General features: G+C 65.0%; 24 protein-coding genes. 9 read left to right on the top strand and 15 right to left on the bottom strand.

The window, feature by feature from the left end:
- Positions 1-42: 42 nt before the first annotated feature.
- The 3 genes from nirB to J4D28_RS01925 all read left to right on the top strand — a co-directional run bounded on the left by nirB (position 43) and on the right by J4D28_RS01925 (position 3,526).
- Positions 43-2,604 carry a nitrite reductase large subunit NirB gene (gene nirB, locus J4D28_RS01935; protein WP_103330706.1) on the top strand — a complete coding sequence of 854 codons (2,562 nt, stop codon included), beginning with the start codon at positions 43-45 and terminating at the stop codon, positions 2,602-2,604.
- Positions 2,604-2,993, top strand: coding sequence for a nitrite reductase small subunit NirD (gene nirD / locus J4D28_RS01930; RefSeq protein ID WP_103330707.1), 390 nt, complete (start codon positions 2,604-2,606; stop codon positions 2,991-2,993). Before nirB ends, nirD begins: the two co-directional genes overlap by 1 nt.
- Positions 2,994-3,085: 92 nt before the next feature.
- Positions 3,086-3,526 (top strand): CBS domain-containing protein, encoded by a 441-nt coding sequence (locus tag J4D28_RS01925; protein WP_103330708.1) that lies wholly within the window; start codon positions 3,086-3,088, stop codon positions 3,524-3,526.
- Positions 3,527-3,601: 75 nt separating this feature from the next.
- Here J4D28_RS01925 and J4D28_RS01920 read toward each other — a convergent pair whose 3' ends face one another.
- The 5 genes from J4D28_RS01920 to J4D28_RS01900 all read right to left on the bottom strand — a co-directional run bounded on the left by J4D28_RS01920 (position 3,602) and on the right by J4D28_RS01900 (position 7,039).
- Positions 3,602-4,024 (bottom strand): NUDIX domain-containing protein, encoded by a 423-nt coding sequence (locus tag J4D28_RS01920; RefSeq protein ID WP_028684050.1) that lies wholly within the window; start codon positions 4,022-4,024, stop codon positions 3,602-3,604.
- Between the two features lie 103 nt (positions 4,025-4,127).
- On the bottom strand, positions 4,128-4,601 hold the full coding sequence (locus J4D28_RS01915; RefSeq protein ID WP_028684049.1) for a DUF6392 family protein: 474 nt from the start codon (positions 4,599-4,601) through the stop codon (positions 4,128-4,130).
- 28 nt (positions 4,602-4,629) lie between these two features.
- The gene (locus tag J4D28_RS01910) at positions 4,630-5,091 is read right to left on the bottom strand and encodes a DUF6392 family protein (RefSeq protein WP_051423573.1); all 462 of its coding nucleotides are present in this window, start codon (positions 5,089-5,091) and stop codon (positions 4,630-4,632) included.
- Positions 5,092-5,130: 39 nt separating this feature from the next.
- Entirely contained in the window at positions 5,131-5,592 is a 462-nt protein-coding gene (locus tag J4D28_RS01905) for a DUF6392 family protein (protein ID WP_236643548.1), read from the bottom strand.
- Between the two features lie 13 nt (positions 5,593-5,605).
- Positions 5,606-7,039 (bottom strand): S-type pyocin domain-containing protein, encoded by a 1,434-nt coding sequence (locus tag J4D28_RS01900; protein WP_236643547.1) that lies wholly within the window; start codon positions 7,037-7,039, stop codon positions 5,606-5,608.
- Positions 7,040-7,269: 230 nt separating this feature from the next.
- Here J4D28_RS01900 and J4D28_RS01895 point away from each other — a divergent pair, with 230 nt between their 5' ends.
- Positions 7,270-7,500 carry a hypothetical protein gene (locus J4D28_RS01895; RefSeq protein ID WP_016705200.1) on the top strand — a complete coding sequence of 77 codons (231 nt, stop codon included), beginning with the start codon at positions 7,270-7,272 and terminating at the stop codon, positions 7,498-7,500.
- 5 nt (positions 7,501-7,505) lie between these two features.
- Positions 7,506-8,276 (top strand): phytanoyl-CoA dioxygenase family protein, encoded by a 771-nt coding sequence (locus tag J4D28_RS01890; RefSeq protein WP_028684045.1) that lies wholly within the window; start codon positions 7,506-7,508, stop codon positions 8,274-8,276.
- A 12-nt stretch (positions 8,277-8,288) separates the two neighbouring features.
- Here J4D28_RS01890 and J4D28_RS01885 read toward each other — a convergent pair whose 3' ends face one another.
- Complete coding sequence (locus tag J4D28_RS01885) at positions 8,289-9,191, bottom strand: LysR substrate-binding domain-containing protein (RefSeq protein WP_028684044.1); 903 nt, start codon at positions 9,189-9,191, stop codon at positions 8,289-8,291.
- A 160-nt stretch (positions 9,192-9,351) separates the two neighbouring features.
- Here J4D28_RS01885 and J4D28_RS01880 point away from each other — a divergent pair, with 160 nt between their 5' ends.
- Positions 9,352-12,420: an FAD-binding and (Fe-S)-binding domain-containing protein gene (locus J4D28_RS01880; protein WP_028684043.1), complete on the top strand. Its 3,069-nt coding sequence runs from the start codon at positions 9,352-9,354 to the stop codon at positions 12,418-12,420.
- 186 nt (positions 12,421-12,606) lie between these two features.
- Here the strand turns inward: J4D28_RS01880 and J4D28_RS01875 are convergent, their stop codons facing one another.
- The 5 genes from J4D28_RS01875 to J4D28_RS01855 all read right to left on the bottom strand — a co-directional run bounded on the left by J4D28_RS01875 (position 12,607) and on the right by J4D28_RS01855 (position 17,103).
- A complete protein-coding gene (locus J4D28_RS01875; RefSeq protein ID WP_028684042.1) occupies positions 12,607-12,831 on the bottom strand; it encodes a hypothetical protein in 225 nt (74 codons plus the stop codon).
- A gap of 196 nt (positions 12,832-13,027) precedes the next feature.
- Complete coding sequence (locus J4D28_RS01870) at positions 13,028-14,563, bottom strand: FAD-dependent oxidoreductase (RefSeq protein WP_103330709.1); 1,536 nt, start codon at positions 14,561-14,563, stop codon at positions 13,028-13,030.
- A gap of 236 nt (positions 14,564-14,799) precedes the next feature.
- Complete coding sequence (locus J4D28_RS01865; protein ID WP_016705206.1) at positions 14,800-15,258, bottom strand: metallophosphoesterase family protein; 459 nt, start codon at positions 15,256-15,258, stop codon at positions 14,800-14,802.
- Between the two features lie 152 nt (positions 15,259-15,410).
- Entirely contained in the window at positions 15,411-15,593 is a 183-nt protein-coding gene (locus tag J4D28_RS01860) for a hypothetical protein (protein ID WP_028684040.1), read from the bottom strand.
- A 160-nt stretch (positions 15,594-15,753) separates the two neighbouring features.
- Positions 15,754-17,103, bottom strand: a complete 1,350-nt coding sequence (locus J4D28_RS01855; RefSeq protein ID WP_053269106.1) for a sodium:proton antiporter — start codon at positions 17,101-17,103, stop codon at positions 15,754-15,756.
- A gap of 311 nt (positions 17,104-17,414) precedes the next feature.
- Between J4D28_RS01855 and J4D28_RS01850 the strand changes: the two genes are divergently transcribed.
- Positions 17,415-17,645 carry a hypothetical protein gene (locus tag J4D28_RS01850; protein WP_103330710.1) on the top strand — a complete coding sequence of 77 codons (231 nt, stop codon included), beginning with the start codon at positions 17,415-17,417 and terminating at the stop codon, positions 17,643-17,645.
- Positions 17,646-17,696: 51 nt separating this feature from the next.
- On the opposite strand, the gene J4D28_RS01845 is transcribed toward J4D28_RS01850, so the two are convergent.
- Entirely contained in the window at positions 17,697-18,254 is a 558-nt protein-coding gene (locus tag J4D28_RS01845) for an ATP-dependent Clp protease proteolytic subunit (protein WP_028684037.1), read from the bottom strand.
- A 196-nt stretch (positions 18,255-18,450) separates the two neighbouring features.
- Between J4D28_RS01845 and J4D28_RS01840 the strand changes: the two genes are divergently transcribed.
- A complete protein-coding gene (locus J4D28_RS01840) occupies positions 18,451-18,660 on the top strand; it encodes a hypothetical protein (RefSeq protein WP_009049112.1) in 210 nt (69 codons plus the stop codon).
- Positions 18,661-18,812: 152 nt separating this feature from the next.
- Here J4D28_RS01840 and J4D28_RS01835 read toward each other — a convergent pair whose 3' ends face one another.
- The gene (locus J4D28_RS01835) at positions 18,813-20,204 is read right to left on the bottom strand and encodes an aldehyde dehydrogenase family protein (RefSeq protein ID WP_103330711.1); all 1,392 of its coding nucleotides are present in this window, start codon (positions 20,202-20,204) and stop codon (positions 18,813-18,815) included.
- A gap of 101 nt (positions 20,205-20,305) precedes the next feature.
- Here J4D28_RS01835 and J4D28_RS01830 point away from each other — a divergent pair, with 101 nt between their 5' ends.
- Positions 20,306-21,169, top strand: a complete 864-nt coding sequence (locus tag J4D28_RS01830; protein ID WP_009049110.1) for a putrescine utilization regulator PtrR — start codon at positions 20,306-20,308, stop codon at positions 21,167-21,169.
- 43 nt (positions 21,170-21,212) lie between these two features.
- On the opposite strand, the gene J4D28_RS01825 is transcribed toward J4D28_RS01830, so the two are convergent.
- Positions 21,213-22,736 carry a sensor domain-containing diguanylate cyclase gene (locus J4D28_RS01825; RefSeq protein WP_103330712.1) on the bottom strand — a complete coding sequence of 508 codons (1,524 nt, stop codon included), beginning with the start codon at positions 22,734-22,736 and terminating at the stop codon, positions 21,213-21,215.
- Positions 22,737-22,847: 111 nt separating this feature from the next.
- Positions 22,848-25,262, bottom strand: coding sequence for a DUF3772 domain-containing protein (locus tag J4D28_RS01820; protein ID WP_103330713.1), 2,415 nt, complete (start codon positions 25,260-25,262; stop codon positions 22,848-22,850).
- Positions 25,263-25,326 lie beyond the last annotated feature (64 nt).

Here is a 25,326-nt window from a genome sequence, read left to right as displayed (position 1 = left end):
TTGCTTTAAAAAACCGTGATTGGCTTGGGTCGGGTGCTATTTATGAATGCCATTGTTGCCCCTTTGAACACACACAAAACCCTGATCGTGATCGGCAACGGCATGGTCGGGCATCATTGCGTCGAACAGCTGGTGGCGCGCGGCGCCCTCGAGCAGTACCGCCTGCATGTCTTCAGCGAAGAGCCGATGCGCGCCTACGACCGGGTGCACCTGTCCGAGTATTTCACCGGTCGCGACGCCGAATCCCTGGCCCTGGGCGACGCTGCGCTGTACCAGACCCCGGGCCTGACCCTGCACCTGGGGGTGGCGGTGCTGCGCATCGACCGCGCCAATCGCCAGGTACTCACCGCCGCCGGCCCGGTGCACTACGACAAGCTGGTGCTGGCTACCGGTTCCTATCCTTTCGTGCCGCCGATCGAGGGCGCCGAGGGCGACTCGCGCCTGGTCTATCGCACTCTGGAAGACCTCGACGGCATCCGCGCCGCGGCTGCCAATGCCCGGCGCGGCGTGGTGGTGGGCGGCGGGCTGCTCGGCCTGGAGGCGGCCAACGCCTTGAAGAGCCTGGGCCTGGAAGCCCATGTGGTGGAGTTCGCGCCGCGGCTGATGCCGGTGCAGCTGGACGAGCAGGGCGGCCGTGCGTTGAAGGCGCGGATCGAAGCCCTGGGCGTCGGCGTGCATCTGGGCAAGGGCACCCAGTCGATCAGCGCCGGCGAGCAGTACCGCTACCGGATGAACTTCGCTGGCGACGACTTCCTCGAAACCGACCTGATCGTGTTCTCCGCGGGCATTCGCGCCCAGGACGCCCTGGCCCGCGATTGCGCCCTGGAGATCGGCCCGCGCGGCGGCGTGGTGGTGGATAACCAGTGCCTGAGCGGCGACCCGCATATCTACGCGATCGGCGAGTGCGCCAGCTGGAACGGCAGCATCTTCGGCCTGGTGGCCCCGGGTTACCAGATGGCCCGCAGCGTCGCCGCCCAACTGTGCGGCGAGCCTGGCGAGCCTTTCATGGGCGCGGACATGTCGACCAAGCTCAAGCTGCTGGGGGTCGATGTCGGTTCCATCGGCGACGCCCAGGGCCTGACCCCGGGCGCGCGCAGCTACCAGTTCATCGACGAAGCCGCGGCCAGCTACCGGCGCCTGGTGGTGGATGCCAGCGGCAAGCAGGTGCTCGGCGCGGTGCTGGTGGGCGACAACAGCTACTACGACACCTTGCTGCAATACATGCAGAACGGCATCGCCTTGCCCGCCGAACCGGCCGGCCTGATCCTGCCGTCCAGCGCCGGCGCGCCGACCCTCGGCCCGGGCGCCTTGCCCGAGTCGGCCACGGTCTGCTCCTGCCATAACGTGACCAAGGGCGCGATCTGCTCGGCCATCGACGGTGGCTGTTCCGAGCTCGGCCAGCTCAAGGCGCAGACCAAGGCCTGCACCGGTTGCGGCGGTTGCGCCGGCCTGCTCAAGCAGGTGTTCGAGCACGAGCTGATCGCCCGTGGCGTCAGCGTCGACAAGAGCCTGTGCGAACACTTCGCCTACACCCGCCAGGAGCTGTACGCGCTGGTGCGGGTCGAGGGCATCCTCAGTTTCGACGAGATGCTCGCCAAGCACGGCCGTGGCCACGTCGGTTGCGATATCTGCAAGCCGGCGGTGGGCTCGATCCTCGCCTCGTGCTGGAACCAGCCGATCATGGACCGCTCCCTGGTGCCGCTGCAGGACACCAACGACACCTTCATGGCCAACATGCAGAAGAACGGCACCTACTCGGTGGTGCCGCGGATCGCCGGGGGTGAAATCACCGCCGACAAGCTGATCGTGATCGGCCAGGTGGCGAAGAAATATGACCTCTACACCAAGATCACCGGCGGCCAGCGCATCGACCTGTTCGGCGCCCAGCTGCACCAGTTGCCGGATATCTGGGCCGAGCTGATCGCCGCCGGTTTCGAGACCGGGCATGCCTACGGCAAGTCGACCCGCACCGTGAAGTCCTGCGTGGGCAGTACCTGGTGCCGCTACGGTGTGCAGGACAGCGTGCGCATGGCCCTGGAGATCGAGGACCGCTACAAGGGCCTGCGTTCGCCGCACAAGCTGAAGTTCGCGGTGTCCGGCTGCACCCGCGAATGCGCCGAGGCGCAGAGCAAGGACGTCGGCGTGATCGCCACCGAGAAGGGCTGGAACCTGTACGTCTGCGGCAACGGCGGCATGCGTCCGCGCCATGCCGAGCTGTTCGCCACCGATCTCGACGACCAGACCCTGATTCGCTACATCGACCGCTTCCTGATGTTCTACATCCGCACCGCCGACCGCCTGCAACGCACCTCGGTGTGGCGCGAGAGCCTGGAGGGCGGCCTGGATTACCTCAAGGCGGTGGTGATCGACGACAGCCTGGGGCTGGGCGCCGAGCTGGAGGCGCAGATGCAACTGGTGGTGGACCGCTACGAATGCGAATGGGCCAACGCCCTCAAGGACCCGGAAAAGCTCAAGCGCTTCCGCACCTTCGTCAACGACCAGCGCCCCGACCCGGACATTCACTTTGTCCAGGAGCGCGGCCAGCGCCGGCCGATCATGGCCGCCGAACTCAACCTGATCCCTGTCACCGAGGAGGTGCTCTGATGAGCCTGTCGCCAAGCCTGCAACCTATCGAAAGCGGATTCGCCGAGCAGCCCAACGTGCAGTGGCAGGCGGTGTGCAGCCGTCAGGACCTGGTCAGCCACAGCGGCGTGGTGGTCTGGCACGACGGCGCCCAGGTGGCGCTGATCTACCTGCCGGACGCCGCGCAGCAGACCCTCTACGCCATCGACAACCATGACCCGCAGTCCGGTGCCAACGTGATCGGCCGCGGCCTGGTGGGCTGCATCAAGGATGAGCTGGTGATTGCTTCGCCCTTGTACAAACAGCACTTCCGCCTGGCCGACGGCACCTGCCTGGAATACCCGGAGCAGCGCCTGCGGACATGGCCGGCGCGACTGCGCGGCGACGTAGTGGAAATCGGCGTGCGCTAAGCCGCACGCCTTAGCCAATCCAGATCCATGCCTGACTCCGCGCCACCCGGCGCGGGGCCGGACCCCCTGTTGCCCAAGTATCGGAGACGCCCATGAAAACCGCTGCTCAGTTGCTCAAGTTGAAGGCCGTGGAAAACCGCCAGGTGCACAGCATCGGCCCAGACCAGATGGTGCTCGAAGCACTGCAAATGATGGCGCAGAAAAACGTCGGCGCGCTGCCGGTGATAGAAGGCGGCCAGGTGGTCGGTGTCATCAGCGAACGCGACTACGCACGCAAGGTGGTGCTGCAAGGCCGCTCATCGGTAGGCACCCCGGTCCGCGCCATCATGAGCGCCCCGGTGGTTACCGCCGACAGCCAGCACAGCATCGAACGCTGCATGGCCGTGATGACCGACAGCCACCTGCGCCACCTGCCGGTGCTGGAAGGCGAGCAACTGATCGGCTTGCTGTCGATTGGCGATCTGGTGAAGGAAGCGATTGTCGAGCAGGCGGATCTGATTCGGCAGTTGGAGCACTATATTCGCGGGGATTGAGGGGAGGGGGCGAGTGAGTGAGATTGCCGGGTTGTTGCCGCATAAATGGGCGCGCCGTAAAGAGGCAATTGGCTGTCAATTCTCCATGGGGGCTTTTGCGAGACTACGTCTTATAAACCCCAAAGCATCTTTGTAGATTTGATGCCAGGCTTCAGAGGGCTCACTCATTAATGGATGCCAGAAAAACCTGAACTCATGCCCGCCGTCATCCTCAGTGTGATGAACCCAGGTATCAGGGAGGTCCTGCGCGACATGACACTCATGGAATGCCCACATCTGTCCGGTTATAGGCGAGTGCCACGCCCCCAAATCTCGTACCACCTTGCCTTGAATCCCGGCTTCTTCGAACAGCTCTCGGGCAGCGGCCGTCTCGGTCGACTCTCCGGGTTCCACGCTACCCTTGACCAGTTGCACACCTGCCAACGGATGCTCAAACGCCAGAATTTCTAGGGTTTCACTGCTCCGTAGCACCACCGGACAGGCTTTATCTACTGTCATGCCATCTTCCTATTGGTTTGTAATTTCGCATCCTGATCAACTGGAAAACCTTCCCGAAGGCGATGCGGCGTTCATACCAAATACCAGCATTGCCCCAGCAGAACTAAGAGCGTGATCTTTCGTTCAGTTCGAACACTACATCTTCAACCTCCATTTCGGCGTTGTATTTGAAAACCACCTGGGTCTCTTTAGGCATGCTCGAAATACGATAGGTATCAGACCCACCTGTCATACCTATAATGGGCATTTTGAAGGGGGCTCGTGATGCAAAAGGCTCTCCGAAACGGGATCGTACCCACTGTTGGCTCATTCGAGTTTCAAGTTTGTAGGGCAGTCCTCCCGCGTAGGTGGATGCTCCCTCGAAGCTTTCGAGCAAGCTGATAAAGAAAATTTCAAACCGTAAATTACTGGCCCAGAACCCCATTTCAAGACCCGATTCAGGGGCCATCGATAAGGTATCGCTATCCTCGAAAATACCTGTTGGCGGACCTCCAGGAAGATACATCCCGGAGGCAATCATTTCGGGGTAGGTGCGGCCAAGGTTCTTAACCAGCTTATCGATCATGACGGCGTTCATTTCCTCGTTCACGGTACCTCCTGCAAAACTACGCATGTGATCTCTCGTTCAGCCTGAAAACGATGCCTTCCACTTCCATTTCAACGGTGTACTTGAACAACACATGGATGCTCTTGGACATGCCTGGTAAACGATAGCTATCCCAGCCGCCTGTCATGCCGGAGATAGGCACTCTATAAGGCGCTCCTGACTCCAGCGGCTCGCCATATTGAGATTTAATCCATGCCTGATTCATCTTCGTTTTGAGCTGGTAGGGAAGACTCCCTCGGTATATGGGCTCTCCTTCAAAACCCTCAAGAAAGGTAATGAACAGGTTTTCAAAACGTTGAGTGCTGGCCCAGAAACCCAATTCGATCCCTGGCTCCGGCGACACTGTCACCCTGTCGCTGTCATCAAAGATGCCCTTTGGTGGTCCTCCTGGGAGATACATTCCTGAGGCAATCATTTCGGGGCAAGTACGTCCAAGATTTTTAACCAGTTCATCAATCATGGCGGCGTTCATATCTATAGCCGTGCTGTTCGAGTAGAACTAAGCGCGTGATTTTTCGTTCAACTCGAACACCACCATCTCCACGTCCATCTCAACGTTGTACTTGAACGCTACTTGAGTACTTTTCGGAACGCCGGGGAGGCGATAAACATCCCAGCCACCTGTCATGCCTAGTACCGGGATTCTATAAGGTGCGCCTGATTCCAATGGCGAACCAAACCGGGATCTAACCCAAGCTTGGCTCATCCTCGGCATGAGTTGGTAGGGCAGGCTTCCTTTGTAGATTGACTCCTCGGGGAAGCTCTTCTGCAGGGAGATATACAAAGCCTCAAAGCGCTGAGTGCTGGCCCAGAACTCAAGCTCAATACCTGCCTCAGGCCACATGGCCATGGTATCGACATCCTCGAACATACCTTTTGGAGGTTCGCCGAGAAGATACATCCCGGAGGCAATCATTTGGGGATAGGTGCGGCCAAGGCTTTTAACCAGGTCATCAATCATTGCGGCGTTCATTTCAATACCAGCCTTGTTCCTGATGGAGGTTATGCAGGTCGGTTCGCGCCTTTTCGATCTGCTCGTCGGTGAGGCCTTCTTCTAGCAAGAAGGGCTTGAGGGTATCTAGATTAGTGTCCACCGCCTCACGCAGGTCGGCGGCATCCTTGGACTGCTGGAGCTTTGTGTTTCTGCCGCCATATGTCTCGCTGTACTTTTGGTGCACTTTGCGTGGAATTGCAATGCTTGGAGCCTTTCGCAGGGCGGCGTTTAGCTGTCCCTCGGTTATACGAGGATTATTTGCTTTCAAGAAAACTCTCAACGCCGCTTGCGACGGTATGTGATCAATATCCAACCCATCCTTCGCACTTCTACTGCTCAGATCATTCGCCGGTCCAACCTCCAACGGGTTGACCATGGGCTTGGCGAAGACCAGGTACAACGAGCGAATGCCGCTGTCTGCCGGGAAGGTGATGATGCAGTCTTCGACCTTGAACTCGTCGAGGGGCGCGCCCTGGAGTTGGCTGTCGCCGCCTTCGGCGATGGGGTGGACCATGAGGCGGGCCAGTTCGTCGGTCACGCCCGGGTAGGCTGTCGGGGCGGTGATGATCGGGCCGTTGTGCGGTGTCCAGGTGATGGTGAGCGTGCCGAGGTGGGCCTGCATGGCGTTTTTGTCGGCGTTCCAGTGGGCCTTGATCACCGGGACGCTGTCCTGGCCCGATTGGGCGCTGGTGTGGATGCCGTGGATTTGCAGCGTACCCCGGCTGTCGCGGCGGAACTGGAAGCGCACCCGGGTGGTGGCGGCGCGCAGCTCGCGCAGTTGTTCTTCGCTGTAGAAGGCATCGTCGCCGAGCCGGGTCGGGGTCATGGCCAGGAGCAGTACCTGGCCCGCCGGGCCGCCGACGGTCCTGGCCGCGGTGCCGGCCATCTGCAGTGACCAGGCGAAACTCCTGAAGAGCAGCTCGCCGGCGACCCTGCCGAGCCCGACCTCGGTCGCCGAGGATGCCATGAGCATGGTCTTGCCGAAATTGCCCGCGGGCTCGCTGGCGGTGCCGGCTTGGGTGGTGCCCCAAGGGACGCTGCTGATGGACTTGGCGAAGACCAGGTCGGTGCGGGGAGTCGGATCGGGCCACGGGTCCGGCCGAAGGTAGACCGGGTCCGGTTCCGGGGCGGGGCAGAGCAGGCTGCCGCTGGTTGTCGCGGCGGAACTGTCGGTGACCAGCACCCAGTCGCCGTTTCTGACGGCGGCAAGAATGTCCCGGTCGCTGTTGATCGTGTAGTGCTCGCGCAACAGCTCGTCCAATCCTTCGATGCTCGACCTGTTGCGTTGCAGCGCCATGCGCACCCGGGTTTCGGCGTCATGGCCACTTTGCGCATGCCGTGCCTCGGGGGCGGAGCTTTTCAGTAAACGCATGTCGGTAAACGCATCGGCGGCTTCGCTGTCTGGATCAGCCATCCATGCTAGGGGGCCGCCCCGGCGCGACGCTTTAGGCCCTTTCTGAAACGCTTGAAAGAAAACTCGCTTGTGGGCCGCGGATAAAACCGGCCGTCCGGAATTGGCGATAAAGCCTGCCGTTCGTCACGGCGCGCCGAGCTGAATTCGACTTTTGCCGAGAATGGATTAATAGCTGTTGTGAGGGCCTTGCCAGGCCCGGCTGGGTTGCCATCCGCCGGAGGTTGCGCCAGATGAACGACTACTTTCTCGACGAAACCCTCGAGGAGCGCCGCCAGCGCCGGGTGGCGCAGGCGCTGAGCTTGAACCCCGACGAAGTGGCGCGCTGGGTCGTGGCCATGGAGGAGGACGGCAGTGGCATGGGGTATGTGATCGAGTTTTCCGCCGCGACGCCGGTCGGGGTGCTGGCCAGGGTGCCGGGGCTGGGCAGCGATCGGCTGATCAATATCGGCCCCATCGACTAGCCGCCATGACCCACGTCCAGCCCCCGCCAGCACTGACCGCCGAGCGTCTGCGGGCATTGCACAGCGAGGGGTTCGTGCTGCTGCCCGGCGTGCTCGACGGGTTGCAGATCCAGCAGCTGCGCTACGCCATCGACGGCCTCAAGCCCCAGCATTGGGACTACAGCGGCTTGCTCGAACACTACAAATGCGTGTTCAACCGCGATCCGCTGTGGCTGCCGTTTCTCGATCTGCCGGGGGTGATCGAGCTGGCCGAGGCGGCGTTGGGCGACGATTGCCATGTCATCGGCCAGACCGCCTGGCGCTGTCATCCGGGCTTTCAAGGGATGGGGCTGCACCTGGATTACCTGGCAATGCAGCTACCGCGCAGCCTGCTCAGCGATCCGGCATTCGAGCTGCCGATGCAGATCTGTACCTGCCACCTGTACCTTGACGATATCGACCAGGACCTGTGCCCGACCCGCGTGGTGCCGGGCAGTCATCGCGCCGGGCGGCCGCCACGGGCCGGCGAGGAACATTGGCATGGCCGAACGGCCCAGGCCGTGCTGTGCCAGGCCGGCGACGCGCTGATGTTTCGCAGCGAGCTGTGGCATGCCGGCAGCGAGAACAGCAGCGCCGAACGCATCCGTTACCTGCTGCAGGTGCACTATGGCCGGCGCATGGTGGCGCAGAAGTTTTCGCCCTATCTGCACTGGTGTTTCAACCCCGAGGTGCTGGCGGCGGCCTCGGCGCGCCAGCGGCGCCTGCTCGGCGAGCATGAGGAGGCCGAGTACGACTGAGCGAGGCGACTGTCAGCTGTCGGGAAAGGGGATCGACAGCAGCCAGCGGCTGAACGCCTGCAACGATGGCAGGTGCTGATAGCGGCTGGGGTAGGCCAGGTAATAGCTGCGACCGCTGTCCACCGGCTCGAACAGCGCCACCAGCTCGCCGCTCTGGATCTCGTCCTGCACCAGGATGCGCGGCACCAGGCCGATGCCGATGCCGGCGACCACCGCCTGGATCAGGTGCGCGGTCAGCTCGAACCCCGGGCCCATGCGCATCGCCCGCGGATGCAGGCCGTTCTGCTCGAACCACTCGGGCCAGGCGTCGGGACGCGACACCACGTTCAGCAGCAACTGGTGCGCCACGTCGCCGACGGACATCGAGGCGTGCTCGGGCAGGGCCTTGGGGCTGGCCACCACCGTGAGTTTTTCCGACAGCAGCCGATGGGCCTCGTAGCCGGGCCAGTGGCCGGTGCCGGCGCAGATGATCGCGTGCATGTCGGCGGTGTCTTTCGACAGGTCGCTGGTGACGATCCGCGAATGGATATGCACCAGGGTGCCCGGATGGCTGGCGTAAAAGTCATGCATGCGCGGCAGCAGCCATTTCGAGCCGAAGGTCGGCAGCACCGCCAGGTGCAGCGGGCCGCCGCCAGCCTTGTGGGCGATGGTCTGCAAGGTGGCGTTGCGGATCCGCGCCAGGGCCGCTGCCAGTTCGTGGTGATACAGGGCGCCGGCGGCGGTCAGCTCGATATGCCGGCCGTCACGGCTGAACAGCGGCACTTCCAGCAGCGACTCCAGGGCCTGGACCTGGCGGCTGACGGCGCTCTGGGTCAGCGCCAGTTCTTCGGCGGCCTTGGTGAAGCTGCCATGCCGCGCCGCGGCCTCGAAGGCCACCAGCACCGACATCGACGGAGTGAGACGTCTGGGGTTCATTCATAAAACTCATGAAAAAAGCACATGAAATACATTTGCTCGCGGGGCAAGGCTTCAGGAAAATAGGCGTTTTCGGCTGGCCGCCGCCCCTCGGGCTGCGTGCAAGCATACGTGTTTTGCATGCACCGCTGCGCCTTTTCTCTGCCTGGAAGCCTTTTTGATGATTGCTCTGCTTGCCCCCGAACGCGACCCGTTGGCCCACTACCAGGCTTTCCTCGACGCCCTGGCCGCCGACGGTTTTCGTGGCGAGATCGCCCGTGACCTGGGCCTGCGCACGGTGCTGGCCACCGACAACTCGATCTACCAGCGGCTGCCGCAAGCCGCGGTCTTTCCCCGGGATGTCGCGGATGTCGAGCGGCTGGCCCGGCTGGCGGCGAGCCCGGAACACCGCGCGGTGGTGCTGACCCCTCGTGGCGGCGGCACCGGCACCAACGGCCAGTCGCTGACCGACGGCATCGTGGTCGACCTGTCGCGGCACATGAACCAGATCCTCGAGATCAACGTCGAGGAGCGCTGGGTGCGGGTGCAGAGCGGGGTGGTCAAGGACCAGCTGAACGCCGCCCTCAAGCCCCATGGCCTGTTCTTCGCCCCGGAGCTGTCGACCTCCAACCGCGCCACCGTCGGCGGCATGATCAACACCGACGCCAGCGGGCAGGGCAGCTGCACCTATGGCAAGACCCGCGACCACGTACTGGCGCTGAGCACCGTGCTACTGGGCGGCAGCCGCCTGGACAGCGCGCCCATCGACAACCGGCAATTGACCGACGAGGCGGCGCGGACCGACCGCATCGGCGAGGTCTACCGCTGCGCCCAGGACATCGCCGACCACCAGGCCGAGCTGATCGAGGCGATCTTTCCCAAGCTCAATCGCTGCCTGACCGGTTATGACCTGGCGCACCTGCGCGAGAGTCCGGAGCACTTCAACCTCAACAGCGTGCTCTGCGGTTCCGAAGGCTCCCTGGGCTTTATCGTCGAGGCGCGGCTGAATGTGCTGCCGATTCCCCGGCACTCGATCCTGGTCAACGTGCGCTACGCCGGCTTCATGGATGCGCTGCGCGACGCCAAGGCCTTGATGGCGCTGAAACCGCTGTCGATCGAGACGGTGGACTCCAAGGTGTTGATGCTGGCCATGCAGGACATTGTCTGGCACGGCGTGGCGCGGTATTTCCCCGAGCAGGCGGACACCCCGACCCTGGGCATCAACCTGATCGAGTTCAGCGGCGACGACCAGGAAGAGCTGGAGCAGCGGGTCGACGCCTTTGTCCGGCACCTGCAGCAGGACAGCTCGGTGGTGCGCCTCGGCCATACCCTGGCCATCGGCGCCCAGGCGGTGAACCAGGTGTACGCCATGCGCAAGCGCGCGGTCGGCCTGTTGGGTAACGTCCAGGGCGAAGCGCGGCCGCAGCCCTTTGTCGAAGACACCGCGGTGCCGCCGGAGAACCTGGCGGACTACATCCTCGAATTCCGCGCGCTGCTCGATGATTATGGCCTGCAATACGGCATGTTCGGCCATGTCGACGCTGGCGTGCTGCACGTGCGGCCGATCCTCGACATGAAGGACCCGGAACAGGCGGCGTTGATCCGGCCGATCTCCGATGCGGTGGCGGCGCTGACCCACAAGCACGGTGGCCTGCTGTGGGGCGAGCACGGCAAGGGCCTGCGCTCGCAGTACGTGCCGGACTATTTCGGCGAGCTCTATCCGTCGCTGCAGGCGCTGAAGGCCGCGTTCGACCCGTTCAACCAGCTCAACCCCGGCAAGATCGCCACCCCGGCCTCGGTGCCGGAGGCGCGCCTGACCCGGGTCGACGAAGTGGTACTGCGCGGCGAACTTGATCGCACCATCGACGAGCGCGTCTGGCAGAGCTACGACAGCGCCCTGCATTGCAACGGCAACGGCGCCTGCTACAACTTCGACCCGGACGACGCCATGTGCCCGTCGTGGAAGGCCACTCGCAACCGCATTCATTCGCCCAAGGGCCGCGCCTCGCTGATCCGCGAGTGGCTGCGGCTGCAGGGCGAGCAGGGGGTGGATGTGCTGAACGGCGGTGGCGCGCGGCTTTCCAACCTGGCCCGGCGCATCTACAACAGCGCGGCACGGCTGGGCGGGCGCGAGGACTTCTCCCATGAGGTGTACGACGCCATGGCCGGTTGCCTGGCGTGCAAGTCCTGCGCGGGGCAGTGCCCGGTCAAGGTCAATGTGCCGGAGTTCCGCTCGCGCTTCCTCGAGCTGTACCACGGCCGTTACCTGCGCCCGCTGAAGGATTACCTGATCGGCTCCCTGGAGTTCAGCGTGCCTTATCTGGCGCGCCTGCCACGGCTGTACAACGCGCTGATCGGCGCGGCGCCGGTCAGCCGTGCCCTCAAGCACCTGGCGGGCATGGTCGACAGCCCGTTGCTCAGCACCCTGGATTTCCAGGCGGTGTGCCGCCGGCGCAATGTGCGCATGGCCAACGCCGCAGAACTGGCGACGCTGTCCGAAGAGCAGCGCCAGCGCAGCGTGATCCTGGTGCAGGACGCCTTTACCCGGTTCTTCGAGACGCCGCTGGCGGCCGAGTGGCTGGAGCTGATCGAGCGCCTGGGCGTGCAGATCTACCTCGCGCCTTTCGCTGCCAATGGCAAGCCCTTGCAGGTCCAGGGTTTCCTCGGCGCCTTTGCCCGGGCCGCGCGCTACAACGCGCAGTCGCTGCTGAAACTGCAGGCCAGCGGCGTGCCCCTGGTCGGCCTCGACCCGGCGATGACCCTGGTCTACCGCCAGGAATACCGCAAGACCCTGGGTGCGGCTCAGGCGCCCGAGGTGCTGTTGCCGCAGGAATGGCTGGCCCGGGTGCTGCCTGCAGTACCTGGTGAGGCATCGGCTGAAGCGAGCCCGAACACCGAGGCCGAGCCCTATCAGTTCCTTGCGCACTGCACCGAGAAGACCAACGAGCCGGGCAGCATCGGCCTGTGGCAACAGGTGTTCGCGCGCATGGGGTTGAAGTTGCAGGTGCTGGCCAGCGGTTGCTGCGGCATGTCCGGGACCTACGGCCACGAGACCCGCAACCTGGCGACTTCGCAGGTGATCTACCAGCAGTCCTGGCAGCCGCTGGTGGCGCGCCACGGCCAGGGCGGGCGGCTGCTGGCCGACGGTTATTCCTGCCGCAGCCAGGTCAAGCGCCAGGAAGGGCAGGGCCTGCAGCACCCACTCCAGGTCCTGCTGGAACAACTGCGCAAGCGTCCGCTCGAGGCCTGATCAGCTCCACCGTGGCGCGGTTTGCGAGCGCTACGTCGGAATGCCGCCCAGCGCGATCGCAGCCTGCGGCAGCGGCTACAGCAACCGCGTTGTCTGTGTAGCCGCTGCCGAGCCTGCGAGGCTGCGATCGGTTGCGCAGCAACCGCAAACCCTGAATCCCGGATCTCCCTGCCGGCGCCGGTGGCTTCAGTCGCCGCTGTCCATCAACTGCTTGATGCGCAGCCAGTCGTTGCGCGCTTCCAGGTATTTTTCGTTCGCCAACTGCTTGGCTTGGCTGAACAGGGCCAGGCGGTCGTCGTCGACATGATCGGTGTTAAGCAGCTCATAGGCCTGGACATCCAGGCGGTCGGCTTCGGCAAACAGCCGGGCGTTATTCGCCAGCTCCCGGTTGAATCGTTCTGTCCTGCTCATGGATGCATCGTCCTCCTTAATCCTGCATAGGGCCGGCCACGGCAAAGCACCCGAGCACATGGATATTCATCGCTGTTGCTGTCCTGGCCCTGGGTGCCTCGGCCGCTGGCCGAGACATCGAGACCTTGCCTGGATTTGGAAAGTCGCCTTTTACCCAGGGTTCCATGGGGCTGCCAAGCGGTTGTCGCCAGCCACTTCATTCCGGGGTGCCATGGATCAGCTCCAGGGCCTCGCTGCGCGACAGCGGCCGTTGCATGCGCTGCGACAGCAGCGCCATGGCCCGCGGGTACTCGCAGGCGACCACCGACTCCACCTGTTCGTTGAAGCACAGCAGGGCGATGAAGCGGTACTGCTCCGGCTCGCCCTCGAAGACGATCTGGTTCCAGCGGCGGGCGTGGCCGAGCACCTCGAAGGTCTGGTCGTAGAAGTAGGTCCAGAAGAACGGCACCACGCTGAAACTCAGCTGTTCGCCGAGCATGTTGCACGCCGCGAGCTGGCCCTGTTGCTGGGCCACGCGCCAGTGTTCGATGCGCTGCGTGCGGCCGTCGCAGGGGAAGCTCACGATGTCGCCGGCGGCCCACAGGCCATCGGCCACCGCCAGGCCAGCATCGGCCTTGAGCGAGCCGTCCTCGGCGCGTTCGAGGCCGGCGACGAAGGTCGTGGCAGGGCTGACGCCGGTGCCGAACAGCACCAGGTCGATGGCAATGCGCTGGTCGTTGTCGAGGACCACCTGTTGCACCTGGCCTTCGCCGACCAGGGCCCGGGCTTCGCAAGCGGCGTAGTAGATCACCCCGTGCTGTTCATGCAGGGCCCGTATGGCGCTGCCGATGCGTTCTCCCAGCTGGCGCTGCAGCGGTACCTGGTGGCGGCCGATCAGGTGCACCATCAGCCCGCGTTTGCGCAGCGCCGAGGCGGCTTCCAGGCCGATGAAGCCGTCGCCGATGATCGCCACGCGCTTACCGGGCCGGGCCTGTTCCAAGAGGCGCGCGGCGTCCTCGCGCGAGCGCAGCATGAACACCCCTGGCAGGTCTGCCCCTTCGATGGCCGGCAGGCGCGGTTCGGCGCCAGTGGCCAGGAGCGCCGCGTCGTAGTCCAGGCGCAGGCCGTCGGCCAACAGGATCTGCCGCCGCCCTGGGTCGAGGCGCAGGACCTCGGCCTTGAGCACCCGTATATCGGCCTTGCGATAGAACTCCGGCTCGAGCAGGGCGGGAACCTCTTCCGGCGGCATCTCGCCGGCCAGCACGTATTTGCTCAGGGCCGTGCGGTCATAGGCGGGCCGCGCTTCCTTGTCGATCCAGGTCAGGTTCCTGCCGAAGCCCTTGGCCCGCAGGGTCGCCACCGCGGCGGCCCCGGCGGCGCCAGCGCCGATCACCAGCAGCCGGCGCGAGTCGGCCTGCCGTGGCGGGGCGGACTCGGTCATGGGCTGGTCGGCAACCCAGACCCGGTTGTCATGGCGGATGTCGACTTTGTAGCGCTTGAGGCTCGCCAGGGGCGGCGGCTCGCAGACTTGCCCGCTGGCGCAGGCAAAGGCGCCCTTGTGCCAGGGGCAGACCAGTTGCCCCTGATACACCACGCCCTGTTCCAGCGGCGCCCCGGCATGGGGGCAGTCGGCCTGGTAGGCCTGGACCTGATCGCCGGTGCGAATCAGCAGCACGGCCTCGGCGCCGACCTGGACCCGGGTGCCGCGGTCTTCGGGCAGCTGGTCGAGGCGAGCCACGACATAAAAGGTCATCGCTTTTCTCCTGCGCATTGCGCGCCCTTGGCCATCCTTGCGCGTCACCTTCTCGGGTGCGCGGGGCCGGGTACGGAATCTTCTGCTCGAGGGCGCAACGCGGCCCGGCCTAGTGGCTTCGCACGGCTTTCGTCATGAACGCCGCCAATCGCTGGATTAAGTGTGGACCCTGCAAAGCCCGGCCGATGGGCATGCTCCGATAGCCGGTCATGCTCGGGCCGGCAGGCGCCGGGGTGCTAGACCGTCAGTTCGATCAGGTGGCCTTCGACCCGACCGGCCTCGATGGTCAGATACCCCAGGCTGACCGGCAGCTTGAAGCGCCTCGGCCCGGCGCTGCCCGGGTTGATGTACAGCACTTCGTCCTGCCAGAACAGCCGCGGCTGATGGGAGTGGCCGCTGACCACCACCCGCACGCCCGGCGGCAGGGGCTTCGGCACGTCGGCCAGGACATGGCAGAGCAGCAGCTCGACGCCATCGAGCTGCACGGTGAGGTGATGGGGCAGGGCGTGGGCCCAGGCATGGGGTTGGTCGACATTGCCGAACACCGCGGTCACCGGCGCCAGGTGTCCGAGGGTGGCGAGTATCTGCGGGTCGCCGATATCGCCGGCGTGCAGGATATGCGCGCAGCCCTGCAGCGCCGTCAGCGCGCCGGGACGGAGCAAACCGTGGGTGTCGGAGATCAGGCCTATTTTCATCCGCTGTTGTTCATCCAAGGCTTTTTAACGGGGTTCTGCCGTGGCAAGCATAGCGTGTCGCGCGTGACGATCAGCGGGCCGGACAGGCCGGTGAGAGGGATTGTTCGTGCAAAAGCCGGAGCGTGTCAGGGACAACGCTCCGGCCATGGGCATCAGGCTTTGCGGGTGCCGCCGCCGGAGCCTTGGGCGCCACCTTTCTTGCCGGCGTCAGGGGCTTTTTGCCGATCGGCGGGGACGTTGCCGCCCGAGCCCTGGCCACCGGATTTCTTGCCGGCGGGGGAGGGTTTTTGAGTGTCCTTGTTGCCCATGAGTGGGTTTTTTCCGCTGGTAGCCATTTTTTCAATCCTCGGTAGTGAGCGATTTGACACCTCGCAAGATTGGGAAACGAAGCGCAAACGAAAGTTTGAAAAAGTTTCCTGCGGGACGACGAATGGATAGGTCGCGAGGGGACGCATTCATTCCTGCCCCGGCCAGCGCATTCATGCCCATGGCCCGTCAGCTTCGCCGGCGTTTTTTATGGTGCTCGTAGCGGGCGAGCATCGGTTGGGTGCTGAGGCCGTGGGCCAGGATGCTCAGGGCCACCACCGACAGGGTGAGGTTGGCGCTGGCATCGGCCAGCGCCGGGTCGAGGTCGTGGTTGAGGGCATAGAACAGGTAATAGAGGCTACCGATGCCGCGGATGCCGAACCAGCCCAGCAGCAGGCGCTGGCGACCGTCGAGCAGGCGGCCCCAGGGGATCAGCAATACGCTCAGCGGGCGGATCAGCAGGAACAGCAGGGCGCCGACGGTCAGCGCATGCCAGTCCCAATGGGCGATCAGCACCACGCCGAGCAGGGTCACCAGGAACACTTCCATGGCCCGTTCCACCAGGCCGCCGAAGGCCAGCATGTCGCCGAGCATGATGCCCGCCGCGACCTGGCTTTCCTGCAGGGCCTCGACGTCGCCATGCACCGCCTGCGCCGGATCGACATGCTGGTGGCCGACCACCGGCTGTACCAGGTGTTCGGCCGGCGCCCGGGCATGGTCGCTGGAATGCACCTCGGCCTGGCGCAAACCCAGGGCGGCGGCGAACACCGCGAGAAAGCCGTAGCCCTGGATCAGTTCCGCCACCACGTAGGCCAGGGCGATCAGGGCGAAGGTCAGGTAGTCATTCGGCGAGACCGTGCTGTCGGCGTACTTGATCCGCTGGTGCAGGGTCAGGTGGCCGAGGCCGCGGCCCATCCAGTAGCCGCTGAGCAGCCCCGCGGGCACCGCCCAGAGCAGGCTGACCACCACCCAGTCGCCGAGCCAGGCGCCGGGGTCGTCGCCCTGGCGGGTCAGCAGCAGGCCGAGGATCACGAAGGGAAACGCCACGCCGTCGTTCAGCCCGGCCTCGCCGGACAGGCCGAAGCGCACCCGGTCGTAGTCCTTGGCGTCGCTGACCTGGACCAGGGTCGCCAGCACCGGGTCGGTCGGGGCGAGGATCGCGCCGATCAGCAGCGACGGCCCCCAGGGCATGTGCAACCCGTAGTGCAGCAGCAGGCCGACCCCGGCGATCGACAGCAGCATCACCGGCCCGGCCAGGCCGAAAGCGATGCGCCAGCTGCGGCTGCTGAGCGGCAACCTGAGCTTGAGGCCGCTGACGAACAGCGAGAACAGCACCGCCACTTCGGTCAGGTGTTCCATCCAGCCCGCGGCCTGGTGGATGTCCAGTTGCAGCAGGCCGAGGCCGGCGGGACCGATGGCGATCCCCAGCGCCAGGCAGACCACCGAGGTGGTCACGGGCATCCAGCGCAGGTAGGAGGAGGTCAGCGCGAGGATCAGCAGCACCGCGCCCAGGACCGCGACCCAGGCAATGAAAGTCATGCTCGCCTCGGGGCGCGCGCAGCGAGGCTGCCTCGAGCGTGGGCAGGCCCGGCCAGTGGCGCGGCGATCATGAACGGGCTCGGGACGACAGGCATGGACAGATCCTCATGAGCGCGGACGTACAAGGCAGGAACGCTCGCCAGCTCGCAGCAGCGGGCCTTCAAACTGAAGACGCCCGCCAGGCCCGGACGTTCCGTCGGGGAGCCGTACGGCAGGTGCCGTGGCCATTCGTCCATTGCTTCGCACCCGCGGCCCGCGGCGCTATCGAACAAGGACAGGGCAATATCGCCCGGAGCGATACGGAGGTGCTTATGACTCGCCAGCCCGTTGATTCGCGCGACGATCCGCAGAACGATCGCACGCGCGCGCCCGAACCGCTGGAACCGCAGGACGCCCACGGGTTGCCCGGCTACCCCGGGCGGGCCGCGGCCGCGGATGAGAAAAAGCCCGCCAAGGGCCCGGCCAATCGCCCCGAGCCCGAACCGGGCGCCACCGAACCGGGCAACGAAACCCCGGAACAGGGCAACGAAAAGACCGCTTGAGGCCGTGGTTCGCGCCGTGACGGCGCGGCCTTGGCGCCCGGGGCAACCGGGTCAGCCGCCCGAGACTTTCCAGTGCTTGACGTCGTCGGCGAACACCACCTGGCGCACCTCGTGGGCGATGCCGTAGGCCAGCGACTCATGGGCGGCAATGACCTTTTCCTCGGCCGACAGGCATTTGAAGATGTCCAGCTGGGTCGCCGCGTCGGCGGTTTCCAGCTCGTAGATTTTCACGTAGCGCGCCAGGTCGTTGTCCAGGCTGGAGAGGTATTCGCGCAGGCGCTGGTGATCCACCGAACTCTGGCTGAAGTACCAGTTCATCGGGTGGATCAGAAAGCGCGAATGCGGCGTGGTGATGCGTCGGTTGGCGGCGAGAAACATGATGATGCCCATCGACTCGATGTTGCCCGCGTTGATCGCGCACAGCGGCACCGGCAGCGATTTGAGAAAGGTGTAGAGGGTGAAGCCGAAGTTGGTGCTGCCGCCGGTGGTGGACAGATTCAGCAGCAGCGAGGTGGCGCCTTGCTCGATGGCTTCCAGGCAACTGTCGCGAAAGCGTTCGGTGGTGCCTTGGTCGATCTGGCAGTGAAAATGCACGATGTGCTCGGTCATCGGACGGCCTCCCAGTCTTGGCCACGGTGCGTGACCTGGCTCTACGATTGAGCCCGGGCGGCGGCGAAAGTTTCGCCGAGCGCATGCCTGGCCAGGAGGCCGGGCGACCGCTCATCCATTGCCTCGCACCCGATGGTCCGGTCCAGTGCCTAACGGAGTAAGGCCCGGATTCACCGGGCCTGCCGTGAGGTGCACCATGAACCCGTCGATGCATGACCCCAGCGAGCCCCGTACGCCTGAACCCGACCCACTGCAACCCGCCCGCCGGCACGACCCGGTGATCGACCCCAACGTCAACGGCGGTGCCGAACGCGATAAGCGGCGTGACGATGACAGGGAGCGGCCGATGGACCCCGACCTGCCGGCACCGAACGAGCCGACGCCACTGTCCGATGACCGCCGCTGAGACGTTGCGCAGACCGAGGCAGAACAGGAGATCGACTGTAGGAGCGAGCTTGCTCGCGATGGTCGTGAACGATTCCGCGTGTTGCCTGGATAAACGCGGCGTTCTTACGTCCATCGCGAGCAAGCTCGCTCCTACAGTGGGAAGGGGGAGGATCAGTTGCGATCCAGCCACACCGTCTGCGCGTTGCAGAATTCGCGGACGCCGAAGTGCGACAGCTCGCGGCCGAAACCACTCTTCTTCACGCCGCCGAAGGTCACCCGTGGATCGCTGGCGCAATAGCCGTTGATGAACACGCCGCCGGTTTCCAGCTCGGCGGTCAGGCGCTCGGCCAGGGCCAGGTCCTGGGTATAGATGGTCGAGGCCAGGCCGAACTCGCTGTCGTTGGCCAGTTCCAGGGCGTGTTGCGCATCCCGCGCCGTAATGATCGAGGCCACCGGGCCGAACAGCTCCTGCGTGAACGAGGTCATCCGGTCGGTGACGCCGGCCAGCACCGTAGGCTGATAGAAGTTGCCCGGGCCCTCGGCCTTGGCGCCGCCCAGCAGCAGGGTCGCGCCTTCGCTCAAGGTGGCCTGCACCTGCTCGTCCAGCTCGTCGCGCAGGTCGAAACGCGCCATCGGGCCGATATAGGTGTCATTGGCCAGCGGATCGCCCACCTGCAACTGGCGAGTGGCGGCGACGAACTTCTCGGTAAAGGCTTCGACCACCCCTTGCTCGACGATCAGGCGCTTGGCGGCGGCGCAGACCTGCCCGGTGTTCTGGTAGCGGCCAATGACCGCGGCTTGCACGGCGGCATCCAGGTCGGCGTCGTTGAGCACGATAAAGGGGTCGGAACCGCCCAGCTCGAGCACGCACTTCTTCAGGGCCGCGCCGGCCTGGGCGCCGATGGCGATGCCGGCGCGCACGCTGCCGGTAAGGGTCACGGCGGCGATCCGTGGGTCGGCGATGGTCCGGGAGACGCCGTCCGGGGTGACGTTGATCACCTCGAACACGCCTTGCGGGAAACCGGCGCGCTGGAAGGCTTCCAGCAGCAGGTAGGCGCTGCCCATGACGTTCGGCGCATGCTTGAGCACATAGGTGTTGCCGGCGATCAGCGCCGGCACCGCGCCGCGCAGCACCTGCCAGATCGGGAAGTTCCACGGCATCACCGCGAGGATCGGGCCCAGCGGCCGGTATTCGATGCGCGCCTTGCCGCTCGGCACCGGGGCCGGCTCGGGGGCGAGCATCGCCGGACCTTCGGCGGCGTACCACTCGCAGAGCTGCGCGCACTTCTCGATCTCGCCGCGGGCCTGGGCAATCGGCTTGCCCATTTCCAGGGTGATGCTGCGGGCCAGGTTCTCGCCGTTGTCGCGCAGGGCCTTGGCCAGGGCGAGCAGCAGGGTCGAGCGCTGTTCCAGGCTGCTGCGGCGCCATTGGGCGGCGGCAGTGGCGGCGCGGGCGAGGGCGGCGTCCAGCGCCTCGGCGGATTCATAGCGGTAATGAGCGATCTGCTCGCCCGTGGCGGGGTTGATCGAAAGGGCGTGGGTCTGGCTGGAAACCGTGGTCATGGCAGCGTCCTGTGGGCTGAGGAATGGCTGCAGGTTAGGCTGGTACAGGGCTTATGAAAACTGAATAATAAAGAGCATATCTTTCACGCTTGGAGAATGAAATGGATCTGGTGCAGCTGGAAATCTTCAAGGCGGTGGCCGAGCAAGGCAGCATCAGTGCGGCGGCGCAACTCATCCACCGGGTGCCTTCCAACCTGACCACGCGGATCAAGCAGCTGGAGCAGGACCTGGGCGTGGAGCTGTTTATCCGCGAGAAAAGCCGCCTGCGCCTGTCGCCGGCCGGCTGGAGTTTCCTCGACTACGCCCGGCGGATTCTCGACCTGGTGCAGGAAGCGCGGCTGACGGTGGCCGGGGAAGAACCCCAGGGACCGTTTTCCCTGGGCTCCCTGGAGAGCACGGCGGCGGTGCGGATTCCGGCATTGCTGGCGGCCTACAACCAGAAGCACGTCAAGGTCGAGCTGGACCTGTCCACCGGCCCCTCCGGGACCATGATCGATGGCGTGCTGTCCGGGCGCCTGACGGCGGCCTTCGTCGATGGCCCGGTGCTGCACCCGAGCCTGGAAGGGGTGCCGGTGTTCGACGAGGAAATGGTCATCATCGCGCCGCTGGGGCATGCGCCCATCACCCGCGGGCGCGACGTCAACGGCGAGAGCATCTACGCCTTTCGCGCCAATTGCTCGTACCGCCATCACTTCGAGCGCTGGTTCAGCGAGGATGCCGCGGTACCCGGCAAGATCCACGAGATGGAGTCCTACCACGGCATGCTGGCCTGCGTCAGTGCCGGCGCCGGCCTGGCGCTGATGCCGCGCAGCATGCTCGAAAGCATGCCGGGCTGCGGCACGGTGAGCATCTGGCAGCTGGCGCAGCCGTTCCGTTTCCTGCAGACCTGGCTGATCTGGCGCCGCGGCACGGTCTCGCGCAGCCTGACCCACTTCGTGCGTTTGCTGGAGGAGAGGCAGCTGTAAGCTACAAGCTACAAGCGGCTTGCAGCTTAGAGCTTGCAGCTGCTTAAGAAGTCGGCACGGTCTGGTTGCGTCCTGCGCGCTTGGCCATGTACAGCGCCGAGTCGGCCTGCATCAACAGGCTCTTGAAGTCGGAGGAGGCGGGCACGCAGGTGTAGACGCCGAGGCTGATGGTGACGACGCCGCCAGGGTTGTCGACATGTTCGATCGCCAGTTCCTGCACCGCCAGGCGGATGCTCTCGGCCAGTACGTAGGCACCGCCAGGTTCGGTGTCCGGCAGCAGGATCGCGAACTCTTCGCCGCCGTAGCGCACCGCCAGGTCCGAGGGCCGGCGCACGTGTTGGCTGATGGCCCGGCTGACGGCGCAGATGCAATGGTCGCCCGCCACATGGCCATAGCGGTCGTTGAAGCTCTTGAAATGGTCGATGTCGAGCATGATCAGGCTGATCGACGAGCGCTGCCGGGCCGCCCGCCGCCACTCCAGTTCCAGGTTGCGCTCCAGGTGGCGGCGGTTGGCCAGGCTGGTCAGGCCGTCCTGCAACACCAGGGTCTCCAGCACCGAGCGGGCTTTTTTCAAGTGCTTTTCCACCAACAGGCCCTTGCGCACCTGCTTGAACAGCAGGATGCCGATCAGCAGGTTGATCGCCAGCACCACGGCGATCATGGCGGTCAGCTTGTAGGTGTCGGCGCGCCAGCTGCTGAGAATGGACTCCTGGGAATTGGCCGCCGCCACCACCAGCGGGTACTTGTACAGCACCCGGTAGCCGAACAGGCGGTCGACGCCGTCGATGATCGACTTGACCATCACCGTGTCGGCGGGGGCACGGGGTATATGCACGGAGAAGATTTCGCCCCGGGCCAGGGACGCACCGATGAGCTTCTCGTCGAACGGCCGCCTGGCGATGATCGTGCCCTGGGGCAGGGCGAGAAAGATCGCGCCCTTGTCGTCGATGTTGAAACGATCGAAGAAGGTGTCGAAGTAGTCCATCTTGATGGTCGCCAGCACCACGCCCTTGAAGTTGCCCTGGGCGTCGTTGACCCGGCGCGAGAACGGGATCACCCAGTCGCCCGTGGTCTTGCTGCGCACGGCCGCTCCGACCCTGGGGGACAGGGTTACATTCTCGCGGTGGAACTTGAAGTAGTCGCGGTCCGAGTTGTTCGCCTTTGGCGGCCTGTAGTCGAACGAGGTGAGCACCCAGTTGCCTTCCCGGTCATAGAAGAACAGGCCGTGCAACTGCTCGGTGGTGAACACGCGCTTTTTCATCAGCTTCTGGGTTTTTTCCAGGGCCTGGGGCGACAGGTCGTCGATGCGCTCGATCAGCTCTTCGAGGATCAGGTTGGCTTCATCGAAGGTATCGGTCGCCTGTTGGGCCATGGACAAGGCCAGGTTGCCGGAGACCAGCCGGGCTTGCGCCAGTTCATGGGCCTTGCTGTTGATGACCTGGATGCCATAGATGCCGAGGATCGAAACCGCGACCACCATCAGGAAGGCGATGGTGACCGCCAGTATGGGAAGTCGTTTCGACTCCAGGGCAATGTCCTCGGTGCTGCTGTCGGGGTGTGCGTCCACGATGTTCCTTGTCTTGCCTGGAATGAAACAGGGCTGTCGTCAGGATCCTCGATGACAGCGGCCGTTCGGGTTGAAAAAAGTCGCCAGAATCCAGTCACGATAGCCCAGGACTCAAGGGTTCGCGGCCGGTGGTTCGCCCGCCGCCTTGTCCTGGCTGTCGCTGATCAGCATCAGGTTCTGTGGCGACGACAGGGCGATGCCCACTTCGCGCAAGCGCCCGAGGATGGTGAACAGCAGGTCGCTGCGGGCGCCGGACACCGAGCGCGGGCTGCCGACGTAGCCGCTGACGCTGATGATCAGGCCGTTGCTGGTCAGGTCCTTGAACGACACCGAGGTCGCCGGCGCCTTGAGGATCGCCTCGTGTTCGGCATAGGCCTGCAACAACAGCTCGCGCACCTGCAGCACATCGGTTTCCAGGGGCAGGGTCAGGGTGATGCCGACCACGCCCAGGGCGTTGTCCATGGTCACGTTGCGCACGTTCTGCGAGATGAACTGTGAGTTCGGCACGATCACCGTGGAGCGGTCGGACATCTGGATCTCGGTGGCGCGCACGTTGATCCGCCGGATATCGCCCTCGACACCCGCCAGGCTGACCCAGTCGCCGACCTTGACCGGCCGCTCGGTGAGCAGGATCAACCCGGAAATGAAGTTCTGCACGATGGCCTGCAGGCCGAAACCGATACCCACCGACAGGGCGCTGACCACCCAGGTCAGGTTGGTCAGGTTGATCCGCAGGGTCGACATCACCACGATCGCCAGCAGGACAAAACCGATGTAGCCGACCAGGGTCACCAGCGAGGCGCGCATGCCGGCGTCCATGTTGGTTTCCGGCAGCAGCCGTTCGCTCAGCCAGCGCTTGAGCACCCGCACGGCGAACATGCCGCCAATCAGGAACGCCGCCGCCAGCAGCAGGTCCTGGGGCACGATGTTGAGGTTGCCCAGGGACTTGCCGCTGACATCCAGCTGGGTGAAGCCTTCCAGCAGTTCTCCCGGGCTCGACCCGGACGGCATGAAGGCCAGCAGCGCCGCGGTGAACAGCAGCAGGGTCCGGCCGATGCCGGCCAGCACGGTGGTGGCCTGGGCCTGGTGGCGCGGCGACAGGCCCAGGGCCGCCGCCAGCGCCAGGCCGCCGGGCTGCTTGGGCGACAGCAGGGTTTCGCAGAGGTCGCCAAAGCAGGCGATCAGCAGGTAGGCGCTGGTGGTCACCACGCTGATCCACAGCAGCTTGACGGTGAGGAAGTACGCCAGGCTCAGGTAGCCGCTGAGCAGCGACAGCAGGATCACCGCCACCCACACCGCCACCACGAAGGGCAGCAGCCCGGCGATGCCGTCGGGGCGCTCCAGCTCGAAGCGCCGGCGGGTGCGGCGATGGCGCAGCAGGGCGAAGAAAAAGATCAGCGCGGTAACCAGCGCCGTCAGGCCGTTGACCGCCACGGTCAGGGCCAGGCTGCTGGCGATCACGCTGTTGATCCGTTCCTCGCCGGCGGTGAGCAGCAGGGCCAGCGCCAGGATCAGCGGGAACGGCCCCAGGGCTGTGGCGATCTGGTCGGGAATCGGCGGCAGGCGCCAGGACGGGCGCGACAGCATCAACATGGCCCGGCCAAGGCCGACGATAAAGGAGCAGAAAATCAGCAGGGTCAGCCACTGGCCGATCAGGTTGAGCACATCGGCGCTTAGCGTCGCGCTGTTGACCAGGCCCCAGCGCAACAGCGAGGCGGCGGCGTTGATGGTGACGATGGTCGCCAGCCCGATGGTCAGCGCCAGGGCGCTGCGGCGCAGGCGGCCTTCGGGCAGCCAGCGGATCATTGACCAGATCGCCAGGCGTTCCAGCAGGCGCCGGCCGACCACCCAGATCAGCGCCGCGATGACCAGCGTGGTGAGGAACAGCCCGCGATTGCCGGGGGCCAGCGCGGTCTCGAATGCGGTCCAGACTTCATCGGAAAGACGGTTCAGGCGCCCGAGGTCATCCTCGGTCGGGCGGATCAGCGTGGACCAGAAGGCCGGGCTGAGCGGGCTCGCCGAGCGGGTGCTGATCTGCGAATTGAACAGGCTGCGTCGCAGGTTGATGATCTGCGCGGCAAGGTCGCGGCCGGACTGGCTGAGCAGATTGGCCTGGCGTTCTTCGTCGAGCAGGGTGTCTTTCTGCGCGCTCAGCACCTGGCGCTGGCTGGTCAGGCTGGGCGCTTCGTCGGGCAGCGGCGGACCCAGGACCTTGAGCTGGTCGTCCAGGCGCTCGATATCGGTGGCGCGCAGGGCGATCAGGCTGTCGGCCTGCTTCTGCACCTGCAGCGCGGCCTGGCGCAGGTCCGACAGCAGGTCGTCGTTGCCGCTCGCCGACACGCTCTGGCGGATCAGTTCGAGCCGGTCGTTGAGCTGCTCGAGATCTGCGCCCTCGGCCAGCAACGGCAGCTGGTTGCGGGCGACACTCTGCGGCCCGGGCGCCGGGGCCGCGAAGGCCGGCAGCGCAATACACAGCAACAGGGCCAACAGCCCCATCCCCCAGCGGTTCTGTCTCACTCGCCGCATCTGTCATGTCCTCTTTTGCTGTTCACCAGCCCTGACGAGCATAGACCGCGCCATCCCGGCATAA

The organism is Pseudomonas sp. GW531-T4, assembly GCF_017349615.1.
GTDB classification, from domain to species: Bacteria; Pseudomonadota; Gammaproteobacteria; order Pseudomonadales; family Pseudomonadaceae; genus Aquipseudomonas; species Aquipseudomonas chlororaphis_I.
Note: the sequence above shows the minus strand (reverse complement) of the source record. Positions and strands in the feature narration are given on the sequence as shown.